We start from the raw sequence: 15964 nt of genomic DNA, 5'->3' as shown, positions 1-15964 counted from the left end.
CACCTTGGCTAACTCAAAGCAAGCTAAGAAGCGCGCATTACAATCTGAAAAGCGCCGTCAACATAACGCAAGTCGTCGTTCAATGATGCGTACTTTACTTAAAAAAGTACTAGCAGCAATCGAAGCTGGTGACAAAGAAGTAGCAACAAAAGAATTCGTTGCTGCTACACCAATTTTAGACCGTTACGCAAGTAAAGGTCTTATTCATAAAAATAAAGCAGCTCGTAGTAAGAGCCGTTTAAATGCAGCGATCAAAGCACTTTAATTTTTGCTTTCACTGTATTATTTTATGAAATGCTCTTCGTATAGTTAATCTATATGAATCATTTAAAAACCGACTTATGTCGGTTTTTTTATGCCTGAAATCCCCCATTTATGCCTATCCCCTTCCCTTTTCATACCAATTAAATAAAGTATAAGTTTGCATAATTCAATGAGTATAAATGTTTAACAACAAGGCGCTTGATTGAGCAATAGCTGGCAATTTCGATTGAAAGCAACGACGTTATTGGATATATAGGCCATTTGAAACTGATCACTTAGTTAGTGTAATAAGTATTCTAATGAATAGTGAACTTTACAGCCCACATAGTATTAAATTTCTCTTCACTATTGCACTCACCTCCATTTTTGTTAGTCTCTAGGCAACTTATTTATAGAGACCTCCTATGAAAGCACTAAAACTAACAAAAATAGCCGCCGTAGTCTTACTAGCCAGCACCACTTTAACCGCTTGTAACAATGCCACCGAAAGTGATACTGCTAAAGAAAACATCACTAAAGAAAGTCCCTCAACACTGAAAAATGAGAGTGCAACAAATCAACCTGAGTTACTTCCTGGCTTTGAAAACCGCTTAAATATATACAAGGAAGTAACCCTAACTGCCGACTTAAGCCATTTATCTGCTAATCAAAAGCAAATGTTAGCGTTACTTATTGATGCTTCTAAAATAATGGATGACTTATTTTGGCAGCAAGCGTATTCGCAAGATAAAAAAAGCTTTCTAGCGAGTATTAGTGATGAAACAGTGAGACGTTTTGCTGAAATTAACTATGGTCCTTGGGATCGTCTCGATGGTGATAAAGTATTTTTAACTCAAGCGACTAAAAAAGCACACGGCGCTGAGTTTTATCCTGCCGATATGACTAAAGCTGAATTTGAGCAAAGTGATTTTAGCGATAAAATGGGACTTTATTCTGTTGTTAAACGTGATGATGAAGAGAAATTGATGAGCATTTCATACTCTGAAATTTATCATGACCAAATGAATCGCGCCGCAGCAATTCTTGATAAGGCTGCAAAATTTGCCGACGATAAAGAATTTTCTAATTACCTAACGATGCGTGCCCAAGCATTACGCACTGATGAATATCAGGCTTCAGATTTCGCCTGGATGGACATGAAAAATAATCCTATCGATGTGGTTATTGGACCAATTGAAAACTATGAAGATCAACTTTATGGTTACCGCGCTGCTTTTGAATCGTATGTGTTAATTAAAGATTTAGCATGGAGTGAAAAGCTGGCCAAATACGCACAGTTTTTACCTGAGCTACAAAAAGGTTTACCCGTAGCCAAAAAATATAAAGCTGAAGTTCCTGGCTCTGATGCAGACTTAAATGCTTATGATGTTATTTATTATGCCGGTCACTCAAATGCGGGGAGTAAAACAATTGCCATTAACCTACCCAATGATGAAGAAGTTCAGCTGAAAAAAGGCACAAGACGCTTACAATTAAAAAATGCTATGCGTGCAAAGTTTGATGCCATCATGTTACCTATTGCTGATGAGCTTATCGTTCCAGAGCAACGTAAAAACGTCACCTTTACTGGTTTCTTCGCTAATACCATGTTTCATGAAGTTGCACATGGCCTAGGCATTAAAAACACCCTTAATGGCCAAGGTCCAGTTCGCCAAGCATTAAAAGAGCATGCATCGGCATTAGAGGAAGGCAAAGCTGACATTCTTGGTTTATACATGATTCGCCAATTACTTGATAAAGGCGCAATTACTGATGGTACATTAGAAGATTATTACACCACCTTTATGGCTGGAATTTTCCGTTCAATTCGTTTTGGCGCAAGTTCAGCCCACGGTAAAGCCAACATGGTTCGTTTTAATTACTTCCAAGAAAATGGTGCTTTCAGTCGTAATGAGCAAGGTTTATATAGCATTAATATTGATAAGATGACCGCGGCAATAGACTCATTATCACAACTGATATTAACCTTACAAGGTAACGGTGACTATCAAGGGGTTGATAGCTTAGTGAAAGAGAGTGGCGTTATTGGTGAAACACTTGCTGCAGATTTAGCCCGCTTAGAAGCGGCGAGTATCCCTGTAGACATCGTCTTCAAACAAGGTAAGAAAGTATTAGGCCTGTAATTGCTTAACGTAGTGGTGTAATACACCCATTAAAAAGGCGCTTATCGAGTAATTCGATAAGCGCCTTTTATTTACTTAATAAAAAGTACTTCGCAAAGAGAAGTTAGCCATTAAATAAAGCTAACTCCTTTAAACAAATAACCTAGAAAGAAAAATCATCGGCATCAAGTGCCATCATAGATTCACCACCATTTTCAACACAAGCGGCATGGCCTTTGGCACGTGGTAATATACGTTCAAAGTAAAAACGGGCTGTTTTAATTTTTGCTTGATAAAAGGCTTCTTCATCACTGCCCTGAGCAAGTTTGTCTTGCGCAACCTTCGCCATTTTGGCCCAGAAGTAAGCCAGAGTTAAGTAACCTGAGTACATCAAGTAATCAACAGAAGCAGCACCAATTTCGTCTGGATTTTTCATTGCCTTTTCGCCGACTTTTTCTGTCATTTTCTGCCAATCACCACCAAAACTCATGATAGGTTGAATAAACTCTTGCATGGCATCGTCATCAGCATTTTCTAAGCAGAACTTGGTTACTTCACTACCAAACGCTTTAAGAATTTTTCCTTTCGATCCTAATATTTTTCTTGCTAACAAATCTAAAGCTTGAATACCGGTAGTACCTTCATAGAGACAACTAATTTTAGTATCGCGCATTAGTTGTTCCATGCCCCACTCTTTTATAAATCCGTGACCACCAAAGACTTGTACACCATGACTAGTACACTCTAAACCTAATTCAGTAAGGAAAGCTTTAGCAATAGGTGTTAATAATGCGAGTTTTGTTTCCGCCGCTGCTTTTTCTTCTTCACAGGTACTAACATGTCCTATATCGACCAGTTGAGCCAAATAAGCAATCAGTGCTCGACCACCTTCTGCAATAGATTTTTGTGTTAACAACATGCGACGAACATCTGGATGAACGATTATAGCATCTGCAGGGCCTTCAGGATTCTTCACGCCTGATAAAGAACGCATCTGTAGTCTATCTTTGGCATAAGCTAATGCGCCTTGAAATGATGCCTCAGCAGCAGCAACTCCTTCAGTAGCAACACCTAATCGGGCCACGTTCATAAAGGTAAACATACAATTTAGGCCACGATTTACTTCGCCAATTAAATAACCTTTGGCGCCATCAAAGTTAATCACGCAAGTTGCATTAGCGTTAATACCCATCTTATGTTCAATCGATCCACAAGAAACGGCATTACGATCACTAATAGCACCATCGTCAGTAATATTAAACTTAGGTACAATAAATAGCGAAATGCCTTTACTGCCTTCAGGAGAACCCGGGATCCTTGCGATAACAATATGAACAATATTGTCTGATAAATCATGTTCACCGGCAGAGATAAATATTTTAGTACCGGTTAACGAATAACTACCGTCATCATTTAACTCAGCTTTTGTACGTAGCATTCCTAAATCAGTTCCGCAATGCGGCTCTGTTAAACACATGGTTCCCGTCCAAGACCCTTCAACTAACTTAGGCATAAACTGATTTTTTTGCTGTTCATTACCATGTGCTTCAATGGTCGCTAATGCGCCATGACTCAAACCTGGGTACATTGCAAAACTATGGTTCGCGCTAGAGAATAGTTCGGTAATTGCGGTATTTAATGAATGTGGAAGACCTTGGCCACCAAAATCTACATTTTGCGCTAATGTAGGCCAGCCACCTTCAACATATTGTTGATAAGCCTCTTTAAAACCATCAGGCGTGGTCACCTCACCATTGGTCCAAGTACAACCTTGTTCATCACCACTTTGATTAATAGGGGCAATAACTTGCTCAGTGAATTTTGCCGCTTCGCTGATAATGGCATCGACCATATCTAAACTAGCATCTTCATAACCTAATTTTTGATAATGGTTATCGCAATCAAGCAACTCTTGCATAACAAACTTAATATCTCTGATCGGTGCTTTGTACTCTGGCATGACTTTCTCCAATGGTTAACTTTTTGGTTTAATAAAAACAAACTGGTCTGAGGTCTGATCTTTTTTTCAAACAAGTGTTTGATTAAATCATGTTATGAACACTTTTAAAATAGTTTAAACAAAAAAAGGAACATATTTAGTTCCTTTTTAACGATTAAATTATTTGCAATAGCGTCAAAATTTCAGATTTTCATTGATGAACCATTGTTTTATTGATTGGACTATAGACCATTTTAAGCTAAACACCAGTTCAGCTTCTACCTGCTAATAACCTATATGCATAGGCATCAAGTTATCATGCTGCACCGATATCATTTTTTAGCGACTCTTACTGAGTAGTTTAATTTTCTGTTGATTAAATCAAGAGCTACGCAACGGTAATCTCAACAACAAGCATCTATTGACTTGACCTATTTCAAAAATATTTAAAAAAAAGCTTAGTGAGGTTAATCACTAAGCTTTTAATATCTCTTTTTATTTAAAAATGTTTACTTTAAATCTGTCTTTTAAAATATCACATCAAAAAATAAATTTAAAACTCATCAAACGATAAATTTAATCTTCTTGATTGTTACTTTCAGGCTCTGTTCTATAGCTGTTGTTTTGCCCTTCAAAAAAAGCAAACACTGTAGTAAATGCTTGTTCTTGAAATTGCTTTAAGCCAGTATCACGAAAATCAATATCAATTTGGCTTCTAGATAATTCTTTCTTAATAAAGGTTCCTGATAAAATTTCTACTTCTAATGCATCAATCAGTTGAATAGCCGCTTCAATTTTAAAACCAATAGGACCACCAGAAAACTTACCTTTTAAGGCGCGACCTTTAATTTGTACATGAGTAACTTGGTAATCTTCCATCAATTTTGCAAAAGCAAATTGAAATTTTTTCACTTCTTCTGCATCGCCAGCATTATCAAGGCTAATTTTTTGTACGCGTGTATGAGGAATATCATACAAGTTGTTTTCTTTTGACACGATACAAATAATCGCATCATTACTTTTAATTTCTACGCCACAAGCTCTCATGGAAAAACCTCATTAATCTAATTGCCAATATTATACACGCAAACTATACAAAGAAGTAATTGGAAGTTAACTTTATGGAACTTGGCAGAGCTTACAGGTATCATTTATTATAATTACGATAATTGAGTAAATTTAATGAAAAAAGTGTGCGTGATCACAGGTGGTAGCTCTGGTATTGGCTTAAGTATTGTAAAACTCTTCGTCGAAAATAATTACCAAGTATTTAATTTAGACTTGTCTCCCTCTGCCATAGGTGAGTTTCGTCAATGTGATGTCACTAACATAAACCAAGTAACCGAGATAATTAATGATATCGCAGATAAACACAGCATCGATGTTTTAATTTCAAATGCCGGCATTCATTTTTCGGCTACGATTGAAAATACCAGTGAAGATGATTTAGATAGAATATTTAGCATTAATGTTAAAGGTGCCTATGCTGCGATCAAGGCAGTATTACCCTCGATGAAAGCAAACAAAAATGGCGCAATTCTGTTGATGGCTTCTGACCAAGCGTTAATCGCCAAACATAATTCGTTTGCGTATAATTTAAGTAAAAGTGCCCTCGCCTCTATCGCTAAAACAACTGCGCTTGATTACGCTGCTTTTAATATTCGTGCTAATGCCGTTTGCCCTGGTACCATTGAAACACCGCTGTACCATCAAGCAATTAATAACTATTGCCAAAAATCAGGTGCTAATATAAATGAAGTGCATCAAGATGAAGCTAAATTACAACCATTACAACGCTTAGGTCAGCCAGAAGAAGTCGCTGAATTAGTGCTGTTTTTAGCTTCCGACAAGGCAAAATTTATCACCGGTAGTTTACAAGTGATTGATGGCGGTTATACCGCGCAATAATGATATACCGTAATAGACAACTATCTCGTATATAAAGGTATCTAGATAACGTTATGACAATTAACCTCATTGATCCCCATTTACATTTATTTGATCGTTCGCGTGGAGATTACCATTGGCTTAAATCTGAAAATCCCCCTTTTTGGCCAGATAAGTCAGTTATCCAACAAGACTTTTCTATTGAAAACTTAAATAATAGCTTACAAGCCAGCAGTAAAATAAAACTAGCAGGTTTTGTTCATATTGAAGCAGGTTTCGATAATGCTAAATCTTGGCGAGAACTAGCGTATATTGAAAGTTTACCCTGTCAAAAAAATAGAACTATCGCCAGCATCGATTTATTAGCGCCGCCGGAGCAGTTCCAAGCATCCTTACAAAGATTATTGCCGTATAGCAGTTTAATTGGCGCTCGCCACATTCTTGATGAACAAGCTTGTGCTATTTTAGCGAATCAAAACGCACAACAAAATTTCGCCAGCCTTAATGCAGTAAGTGACTTTATTTTTGAATTGCAATTACCCTTAGCTGATGAAAATGCGATTAAAGTGATGCCGCTATTAAGGCAAACTATCGCCAAGCATAGTCAATTGCGTTTTATCATCAATCATGCTGGTTTCCCACCTAAAATAGTGTCTAAAGAGCTCCGAGGGGATGCTTGGTTTTTATGGAAAAAGCATATAACTGAACTTGCCAAATACCCGAATGTATTCATTAAATGCTCTGGATGGGAGATGCAAGACCGACAATATGAGATGTCTTGGTTTAGTGATGTCACTAGCTTTTGCCTCGACACCTTTTTAATGGAGAGAGTGATGCTAGCCAGTAACTTTCCGCTGTGCTTACTCGGTAAAAAACTCGGTAAAAAGCTCGGTAATCAGCTAGGAAATGAGTTAAGTAATAAGAGCTATGACAGCTATTGGCAGGATATTATTGAATCACCGCTAATTAAGCAATGTAGTGAACATGAAAAAAACGCATTACTGTATAGCAATGCGCTTAATATTTATAAATTTTCTAACGAAGAAAGCTAAAGCTTAATTTAGCTAGCTACTTATCTAATCGTCACGTTTGGCGATCTTTTCACGATTTTATCGTTAAGTTCAATACCAATACCCGGTACTTCTGTCACTTGAAAAAAGCCATCCACCGGTTGTGGGTCTTGTAAACACAACTCTCTGTTCCAGTCTTTTATCGCATAAGTATGATGCTCATGAATTAAAAAGTTTGGAATGGCTGTTTCTAAGTGTAATGATGCCGCTGTTGCAACAGGGCCACCACATACGTGCGCTTGTATACGAATATCGTAAACGTCGGCATAGTCACAGACTTTTTTCGATTCAGTAAAACCGCCACATAAGCCCACATCAGGTTGTAATACATCAATACTTTGATCTTCAAAGTAAGGTCTTACATCCCAACGATGGTACAAACGCTCACCACCGGCAATCGGCACATTAACGTTATCAGAGACTTTTTTATGTACAGCAGGATTTAAATAGTTAACCGGCTCTTCGTACATCATACAACCAACTTCTTCGACAATTCTGCCCATTTGTATTGCTGAAGCTGCGCCCATTAAGGAATGTGATTCAAAAATAATGTCAACATCTTCACCAACAGCATCACGAATAGCACGTAATCTGTTACCAAATAAACGCATTTGTGGTTTAGTAAATAGTTTAGTGCGATCAAAAGAAGAGCTACCATCACCGTTATAAACGATTGGATCAACCTTAACAGCATCGTAGCCCTGGGCTACCGCTTTTAACGCCGCTTCTGCATACTGCTCAGGCTCAATGAGCTTTTTAATATCAGTGTCCCAATCAAACTGAAGTTGACTAGCATAGGTACGCAGTTTGTCATTTACCTTGCCACCCAGTAACTGGTAAACCGGCACACCTAAAGCTTTACCTTTAATGTCCCATAGTGCCGTATCAATAGCGCTCATTGCTGAATACAAAACAGGTCCGCCACCTAGACCCCAAAAGCTTTCGCGTAACATTCGAGACCATAAAAGCTCGGTATTAAAAGGATTAAAACCAATAAGCACCGCTTCACTGATCTCTTTAATCATGGCAGCTGCAGCGCTATGCCCCCAATCATAAGCTAAGCCTGCTTCACCAACACCGCTAAGACCTTCATCGGTATGTATACGTACAAAAATAGGGTTCCAACCAATGCGCTTAGGGCAATGGATATCAAAAACTTCAACGTGAGTAATCTTCATATTTTTCTCAACTAGTTAATTCGTTATTGCGAGTGACTTTTAATCTAAGCACTCTCTATAATAAATGCAGTAGTGGCTTATATTGAAGTTGTATTATTCTATGTAAAGGAAAACGCACGGAGTTGACGTTAGTCAATATTCCGTACATCCTGTACTCCACCTTTCAGGACAACCTGCGGTTGTTCAAATTATTTCCCGAATAATTTGTGAGTACTTTTGACACCTACATAGTGTAATACAGCAAGAAGATAAGCAGCTACTCTGAAATAATCTTTACTCTGCGAAACTCGGATCATGTCGATACACTCTTCGCACCATCGCTGGCCATGCTTTTTGCCCGCCGGTTTCACCAGAATGCACAATATTAGCTTGCGCCTTAATACCATCAATAATACTTTGCGGGGCATAAATAGGCTTCATACCGGTAGCCATGACTTGTAACTGTATTTCACAAGCACGTGTTAAATCATACATATGCATAAAGGCATCACCAATAGTTTTACCCATGGTTAAGGCGCCATGATTTCGCAATAACATAAAGTTTTTATCACCTAAATCATGCTGCAATCGAAGCTTTTCATCGTCATTAACCGCTAGACCTTCATAATCATGGTAACTCATCGAGGCTAAAGCAAACATTGAATACTGACTTAACGGCAACAAGCCCTCTTCCAAACTGGCAACAGCAATAGTTTCATTAGTGTGTATATGCAATGCACAAATGTCATCATGGCGTACTTGATGGACTGCACTATGAATAGTAAAACCCGCTGGGTTTATTTCAAACGGACAATCTTTGTCGATAATATTACCGTCTATATCAATTTTAACTAAATTTGATGCGGTTATTTCTTCAAAAGCTAAACCGAAAGCATTTATCAAGATATGTTCTGTGCCAGGAATGCAGACTGAAATATGAGTATGAATAAGATCATCCCAACCGTGCATTTGTAATAATCGATAACAAGCCGCCAAATCGACCCGTAATTGCCATTCTTGGGCTGATACTTTATTTTTTAAATCGAGCTTAGGCAGTTGCTGCATTACAAGAATTCTCTATGTATAAGGAAATAACGATACTGATTATCGTTAGATTTTACCTGATGATGAATAGGCAATAAAGCCGTTTAAAACATTGCTTTGATAATAGCAGCGATTAATAATATAAATACCAGTATTGGTATTATTTTACCGTACTTACCTTGCTGTTCATCGGTCATGGGTTTAGCAAACTTCTCTCCTAAAGTAACCATCAGAAATATGGCTAAAAAAACACAAGCTAAAATAATTATTAATGTCATTTTTTTCTCTTTTAATTAGTTTTTTATACCCTGTTTTAGCAAAATCGATTACCATAGCAAACAGTGCAACTTACCATCATATACCGTCATGCAACAACCCGATAATTTTTACCAAAAACGTCGTTTTATCATAAAATTAGGCAAAGCTTTACATAAGTTAGGCTCTACCGCATATCGCTTAGAAGATAACCTATTATCTATTGCTAAGTTTCTTGATATTCGCGCTTCTTTTATTATCACGCCGACCGCGTTAACTTTTATCTTATCTGATGATGAAGACGATCAGCAATATAATCATTTAGTGCGTGTTAGTCCCGGCGACATCGATCTTGGTTCTTTAGCCCGTATTGATGAACTTGTTGATGAACTAATTAACGGCCAGCGCACACTTAGTGAAGCGATTGAGCGTTTAGCTGAAGTAAAAAATAAACCGGCGCCTTATGGCACTATGCTATCTTTTTTAGCTTATGGGGCATCAAGCGGCGCTTTTGCCATGTTAATGCATACTAGCTGGCACGATGTTTTTTGGTCTACTATTTTAGGCTGGGTTACTTTTGCTTTTGTGCTTTGGGCTGAACGCTCCAGGCGCATGACAGATTTACTCGAGCCAATGGCTGCACTTATGGCATCGCTATTAGCCTCTGCCATATCAATAATTGATCCTAGCATTAATATTCCCATGGTAATTCTGTCAAGCATCATAGTATTTATACCGGGGTTATCTTTAACCGTGGGCTTATCAGAACTTGCCGCACGACATTTAATGTCTGGTACGGCGCGTATCATGGACAGTATCATGATGTTATTTAAGCTGTACTTTGGTGCTGTGCTAGGTATGGCGTTAGGCAACTTGATATGGGGTACTTCGGTATTTATTCCCCCTGAAACCATGCCTGTATGGACCTCATGGCTTGCGGTAACAACGCTGTCTGCAAGTTTAGTTATTCTCTTTAAAGTCAGATTAAAAGATGCCCCTTGGGGCATGATTTCTGGTTATATTGCCTTTGGTGTTAGCATATGGGCAAGTAACTATTTAGGCGTAGCGTTAGGCGCATTTGTTGGCGCTTTTGCATTGGGCTTATACAGTAATTTATTTTCTCGACTAATGAACCTGCCTTCTAGCATTGTAAGAATCCTCGGCTTAGTTGTGCTTGTTCCAGGATCAAAAGTTTATATTGGCTTAAATAGCGCCGTCTCTGGACAGAATATGTTGAACGTCCCTGATTTAGGCTCACAAACATTCTTAATATTTATGTCTCTAGTCGCTGGTATTATTTTCTCCAATGCAGTATTACCCCATGGAAAAACCTTGTAATTATAGTCGTATTATCAAATTTAGCGTTGATTGCCCCACAAAAAGTTAACACCTATTTAACACAATGTTAACCCTTTAAAAGCAAACACTTACATAATAAACGACTCAACCCTCCATTTTTAGCGATAAGTCAAAATAAAACAAAGATGTAAACAGATGTTTCATTCGCTAGAAATCCTTATCAATACCCCGTAGAATCGAGCAATCGTGCGTATTTAGCATGTTCAAAGTATAAATAATTACAAAAATTAAAATACTATTTATATCTTTGATTACTCAAAAAACATTCTATGATTTATAGACAAGGAATTTTCATGAAAGCAATTATTACCAGTGCAATTTGTTCATCATTATTGCTAATGACTGGCTGTAGTACGCCAGCTGACACTAGCAATAACACACAATTTACGACGCAAAAAACTGTACTGGCATCTGGTATAGAAAAAGCTAATTTTGATAGTAGTATCCGTCCACAAGATAACTTCTATCGCTATGTAAATGGTAATTGGTTAGCAAACCATGACATTCCAGGTGATAAAACGGCTATCGGTTCATTTTATGATCTTCGAGACAAAGCTGATGATGATGTTAAAGCCATCATAGAAGAACTTGCTGCCGCTAAAAACCTTACCAAAGGTAGCGATGAACAAAAAGTAGCAGATATATTTCGCTCATATATGGACACAGAGAAGCGTAATAGTTTAGGTGTTAAACCGATCCAACCTATTTTTGATGCGATTAATAACCTTAATAACAAATCAGAATTAGCGAGTTTTTTTGGTAAATATCAAGCGGTAGGCGTAGGCAGTCCTTTAGCTTTTTACATTAGCGTTGATGCTAAAGACTCGGCTAGTTATGCTACTCACATCTGGCAGAGTGGCTTAGGGTTACCTGATAAAGATTACTACTTTAATGAAACTGAGCGTTTTAGTACTTTACGTGCTGGCTATATCGCTCATATTGAAAAAATGTTCGACTTAGCCGGTATTGCTGATGGTAAAGAAGCAGCAAAAACTATTATGGCAATAGAGACTAAGTTAGCTAAATTTCATTGGACCCAAGTTCAAAGTCGCGACAGTGAAAAGCGCTATAACAAATATGCTGTTAATAAGTTAAATGAATTAACTAATGCTTTTGATTGGTCAGCTTACCTTGCTGCTCAAGGTGTTGCTTCTCAAAAAGATATAATTATTAACCAACCAGATTTTATTACCGGTTTTGGCAGTATTTTTGCGGAAACTTCGTTAACTGATTGGAAAACATATTTGAGTTTCCATAGCTTAAGTCACTTTTCTAGCTACTTAACTGCTGATATTGATAATGAAAATTTTGATTTTTATTCAAAACAGTTAAGTGGTCGAGAAGAGCAACGTCCACAATGGAAACGCGGTGTTGGTGTTGTTAACTCAAATTTAGGAGAAGTGATTGGTAAAGTTTATGTTACTCGTCATTTTACTCCTCAAGCTAAGGCGCGCATGAGCGAATTAGTTGAAAACTTACGCTCATCTTATGGCAATAGTATTGACGATCTTGAATGGATGTCTACAGATACTAAAAAAGCAGCGCATGTTAAGTTAGCCGCTTTTACGCCAAAAATTGGTTACCCTGATCGATGGGAAGATTACTCTGGTCTTAATATCGATGGTGATGATTTAGTCGGTAATATTATCCGCTCTTCACGTCTGTCTAACGATAAAGAAGTTGCTAAACTCGGTGGTCCAATTAAAAACTGGGAATGGGGCATGACACCACAAACGGTTAATGCTTACTACAACCCTACGGTAAATGAAATTGTTTTTCCTGCGGCAATATTACAAGCACCATTTTTTAATATGAGAGCTGATGATGCTGTTAATTACGGTGGCATAGGTGCGGTAATTGGACATGAAATGGGCCATGGCTTTGATGATCAGGGCAGCAAATATGATGCTGAAGGTAACCTGAGAAATTGGTGGACTGAGCAAGATTTAGCTGAATTTTCAAACAGAACTAAAGCCTTAGTTGAGCAATATGATGAATATCATGTATTTGACGACTTAGCTGTAAATGGTAAGTTGACACTCGGTGAAAACATTGGTGATTTATCAGGTGTGACTATCGCTTACAGAGCTTATAGAACCTCATTAAATGGTGTAGAAGCTCCTGTTATTGATGGTTTAACTGGCGATCAACGTTTCTTCATGGGTTATGCTCAAATCTGGCGTGCAAAAATTGTAGAGAAATCTGCACGTAACCGTGTTGCTACAGACCCACATTCACCTGCTGAATTCCGTGCTCTTGGCTCACTTTCAAACATGAATGAGTTTTATCAAGCATTTGATGTTAAAGAAGGCGATGCCATGTATATAGCACCAGAAAAACGCGTTAAAATTTGGTAGTTAGTTTACCTGTATAACAATAAAAAAGGAGCTTAGGCTCCTTTTTTATTGAGTGAAATAAATTGGCACAAAAGTAAAAAATTATTATTCTAATTCAAATAATAATGCATCAAATTGACCATTTCTTTTCATTAATTTTAATAACGTTGACAGCTTCCCAGCCAATTCTGGGTGTTTATACTTATTAATATAAACATGCAATGCTATTTCAACTAGAGGGGGCTGATGAACCATAAGTTCCTGGTCATATTTTAAATGGCTTAGGAAAGTGTTTGCTGTATCCCTACTTGTAATAGTAATATCGGCACGACCAGAATGAATAAGTGATATGGCTTGATCAAATGTATTGACTAAAATAGCCCCTTTAAATTTATCTTGATTAGTCTCAATAAATTTTGTCCCCCTTTCATAAGCAACAATATACTTATTCATACTTTGCCAACCATCAACCTTAATACCTGGCTTTCCAATAACGGATTGATCAATAATAAACAGCGGTTCATCAACTCGTTGCAAGTTAATAAACATAGTTAAATCTAGATTACTGATGCGAAATAGTTCGCCATCAAGTACACCATTATTAGCCCAAATTAAACTCCGCTTATTCGGTAGGACCTTTATTGACAGGTCATACCCAAATTGAAAAAACGCATAAGTTAAAATACGATGAGCTTTTTGATATAAAGGTGTTTCAATCGCATTAGTAGTACCTAATGTTATGGTTTTATTCGGCGCTGACTTTGCACTTAATGAATAAAAAAGTACTGCTCCGATAATAAATATATTACAAAAAAGGGGATGCAAAATAATAGACCTAAAACTGTACCATCCTCTGCCACACTTATATTTTAAGTATACAACAATCGTTAAAATGGTGTAAAAGTAAAAATTTACATCAATTAAGTTTAGCAGTAAAAGTGACTCAAATCTTTCAACAATCTTATTTTTAAGGAGCAAATTCAAGATGAAATTATTATTAATAGCTATTTCATTATAATAAATAAGACTAATAATAAGACTAATAATACTCAATAATCTTATACAAAAACCTTCTCAATAAGATCGACAACATAACGAAATACACTAACTCATTAATTTTACTACCAAACAATCTTATTGATAATTGTTATCATTACGGTTACTATAAGCATCATTGTTTCTAAGTCATTTTACATTTAAGAGTCGTTTGTATGTACGTTTGTATTTGCCATGGTGTTACCGATACACAGATAGAATCCGCTATAGATAATGGTGCGGAAACAATGAAAGAGTTAACCAAAGAACTTAAAGTAGGTTCGCAATGCGGTAAGTGCTGTCAATGCACTAAACGTGTACTAAACAAAAAATTAATGCAAATTGCTGAAGCACAGCCACAAGTCGCTTAACTACTAATTAACGAATTTAACCATTACGGACTAACTTTAAGCGGCACTTCACACATTAGTTACGACGTTAAAAGTTAACTCATCATTGATTGCAAATAGTTTTCTATACCGGCATGGCCAATAATATATTGTTGAGATTCAATCCAATCTATTTGCTCTTCTACATTTTCTAATAAGTCTTCTGCTAAATCTCTGCTGATATAATCTTGTGCCTTCTCACTCTCTACAATCAATGTTTGCAAAGCCTGACGAGATACATATTCTAAATTCATGTTTGATTGCAACATTTCTGCAGCGTGCTCGCCAATATGTAAACGCCCCAAGTCTTGTAAATTTGGCAAACCTTCTAAAAATAATATGCGTTCAATAAGATCATCCGCTTGCTTCATTTTCTCAATCGATATTTTGTAATCTGCTTTATTTAACTTTTCTAACCCCCAATTTTTATACATACGCGCATGCAAAAAATATTGATTAATCGCTATCAACTCAATAGCTAAAGTACTATTTAACAGTGCAATAATATTTTTATTACCTTTCATGACACCCCCTACCCTGGTAAATGTTGACCCATATGAGATTGGATATAATTTTGCAGACCAATTTTATCAATAAGTCCAAGCTGCTTTTCAAGCCAATAAACGTGATCTTCTTCGGTATCTTCAAGCAGTTTTTCTAACATCTCTCTACTTTGAAAATCCGCTTCACTTTCACATAAAGTAATAGAAGCTTTTAATGCCGTAACAACCTCCATTTCAAGCGTTAGATCATGATTCAACATACTAGGAACATCATTGCCAATAAGTAGATCTCGTCGGTCAGTTAAATTAGGTATGCCCTCAAGAAATAAAATTCGCTTTATCAGTGCATCAGCATGGGTTATTTCTTCTTGCATTTCATGATCAAGTTGATCGAAAAGTTTATCTAACCCCCAATCTTGATACATTCTAGAATGAATAAAGTACTGATCAATGGCTGCTAATTCGTTGTGTAACAAACCGTTAAGGCTAGCTATAACTTTTGGACTACCTTTCATGTGAGACCTCTATATGAATTGTGAATTTATTGAAAATCAACTGTCTTAAAGCGTAGTAGAGTGATAAGAATTTATCGAATTAATGCAGGGAATTGATGTTATTAACTGT

15 protein-coding genes are annotated in these 15964 nt (G+C 37.0%); 7 read left to right on the top strand and 8 right to left on the bottom strand.

All coding sequences use genetic code 11. From position 1 onward, the window contains the following. Nucleotides 1-4 precede the first annotated feature (4 nt). Nucleotides 5-265, top strand: a complete 261-nt coding sequence (gene rpsT, locus CXF71_RS16970; RefSeq protein ID WP_101234105.1) for a 30S ribosomal protein S20 — start codon at nt 5-7, stop codon at nt 263-265. Between the two features lie 403 nt (nt 266-668). Beyond that, nucleotides 669-2387 carry a dipeptidyl-peptidase 3 family protein gene (locus CXF71_RS16965; RefSeq protein ID WP_101234104.1) on the top strand — a complete coding sequence of 573 codons (1719 nt, stop codon included), beginning with the start codon at nt 669-671 and terminating at the stop codon, nt 2385-2387. A 142-nt stretch (nt 2388-2529) separates the two neighbouring features. On the opposite strand, the gene CXF71_RS16960 is transcribed toward CXF71_RS16965, so the two are convergent. Both CXF71_RS16960 and CXF71_RS16955 read right to left on the bottom strand, forming a co-directional pair. Next, entirely contained in the window at nt 2530-4326 is a 1797-nt protein-coding gene (locus CXF71_RS16960) for an acyl-CoA dehydrogenase C-terminal domain-containing protein (RefSeq protein WP_101234103.1), read from the bottom strand. Between the two features lie 555 nt (nt 4327-4881). Next, complete coding sequence (locus CXF71_RS16955; RefSeq protein ID WP_101234102.1) at nt 4882-5352, bottom strand: DUF3010 family protein; 471 nt, start codon at nt 5350-5352, stop codon at nt 4882-4884. A 135-nt stretch (nt 5353-5487) separates the two neighbouring features. On the opposite strand from CXF71_RS16955, the gene CXF71_RS16950 reads away from it, so the two are divergent. Next, complete coding sequence (locus CXF71_RS16950; protein ID WP_101234101.1) at nt 5488-6213, top strand: SDR family NAD(P)-dependent oxidoreductase; 726 nt, start codon at nt 5488-5490, stop codon at nt 6211-6213. Nucleotides 6214-6266: 53 nt separating this feature from the next. Next, nucleotides 6267-7244, top strand: a complete 978-nt coding sequence (locus CXF71_RS16945) for an amidohydrolase family protein (protein ID WP_101234100.1) — start codon at nt 6267-6269, stop codon at nt 7242-7244. 20 nt (nt 7245-7264) lie between these two features. On the opposite strand, the gene CXF71_RS16940 is transcribed toward CXF71_RS16945, so the two are convergent. The 3 genes from CXF71_RS16940 to CXF71_RS21560 form a co-directional block, all read right to left on the bottom strand. Beyond that, on the bottom strand, nt 7265-8440 hold the full coding sequence (locus tag CXF71_RS16940; RefSeq protein ID WP_101234099.1) for a mandelate racemase/muconate lactonizing enzyme family protein: 1176 nt from the start codon (nt 8438-8440) through the stop codon (nt 7265-7267). Nucleotides 8441-8713: 273 nt separating this feature from the next. Further along, nucleotides 8714-9484 (bottom strand): class II aldolase/adducin family protein, encoded by a 771-nt coding sequence (locus CXF71_RS16935; protein WP_101234098.1) that lies wholly within the window; start codon nt 9482-9484, stop codon nt 8714-8716. A gap of 83 nt (nt 9485-9567) precedes the next feature. After that, a complete protein-coding gene (locus CXF71_RS21560; protein WP_198559899.1) occupies nt 9568-9741 on the bottom strand; it encodes a hypothetical protein in 174 nt (57 codons plus the stop codon). Between the two features lie 88 nt (nt 9742-9829). Between CXF71_RS21560 and CXF71_RS16930 the strand changes: the two genes are divergently transcribed. Both CXF71_RS16930 and CXF71_RS16925 read left to right on the top strand, forming a co-directional pair. Further along, on the top strand, nt 9830-11056 hold the full coding sequence (locus CXF71_RS16930) for a threonine/serine ThrE exporter family protein (RefSeq protein WP_101234097.1): 1227 nt from the start codon (nt 9830-9832) through the stop codon (nt 11054-11056). Between the two features lie 314 nt (nt 11057-11370). Next, nucleotides 11371-13434 carry a M13 family metallopeptidase gene (locus CXF71_RS16925; protein ID WP_101234096.1) on the top strand — a complete coding sequence of 688 codons (2064 nt, stop codon included), beginning with the start codon at nt 11371-11373 and terminating at the stop codon, nt 13432-13434. 84 nt (nt 13435-13518) lie between these two features. On the opposite strand, the gene CXF71_RS16920 is transcribed toward CXF71_RS16925, so the two are convergent. Beyond that, nucleotides 13519-14466: a substrate-binding periplasmic protein gene (locus tag CXF71_RS16920; protein ID WP_101234095.1), complete on the bottom strand. Its 948-nt coding sequence runs from the start codon at nt 14464-14466 to the stop codon at nt 13519-13521. A 158-nt stretch (nt 14467-14624) separates the two neighbouring features. Here CXF71_RS16920 and CXF71_RS16915 point away from each other — a divergent pair, with 158 nt between their 5' ends. Further along, the gene (locus tag CXF71_RS16915; protein WP_101234094.1) at nt 14625-14819 is read left to right on the top strand and encodes a (2Fe-2S)-binding protein; all 195 of its coding nucleotides are present in this window, start codon (nt 14625-14627) and stop codon (nt 14817-14819) included. A gap of 74 nt (nt 14820-14893) precedes the next feature. Here the strand turns inward: CXF71_RS16915 and bfr (CXF71_RS16910) are convergent, their stop codons facing one another. Next, complete coding sequence (gene bfr / locus CXF71_RS16910; RefSeq protein ID WP_101234093.1) at nt 14894-15361, bottom strand: bacterioferritin; 468 nt, start codon at nt 15359-15361, stop codon at nt 14894-14896. Between the two features lie 8 nt (nt 15362-15369). Further along, complete coding sequence (bfr, locus tag CXF71_RS16905; protein ID WP_101234092.1) at nt 15370-15855, bottom strand: bacterioferritin; 486 nt, start codon at nt 15853-15855, stop codon at nt 15370-15372. Nucleotides 15856-15964: the final 109 nt, after the last annotated feature.

Source organism: Colwellia sp. 12G3, from assembly GCF_002836775.1.
GTDB lineage: Bacteria > Pseudomonadota > Gammaproteobacteria > Enterobacterales > Alteromonadaceae > Colwellia.
Note: the sequence above shows the minus strand (reverse complement) of the source record. Positions and strands in the feature narration are given on the sequence as shown.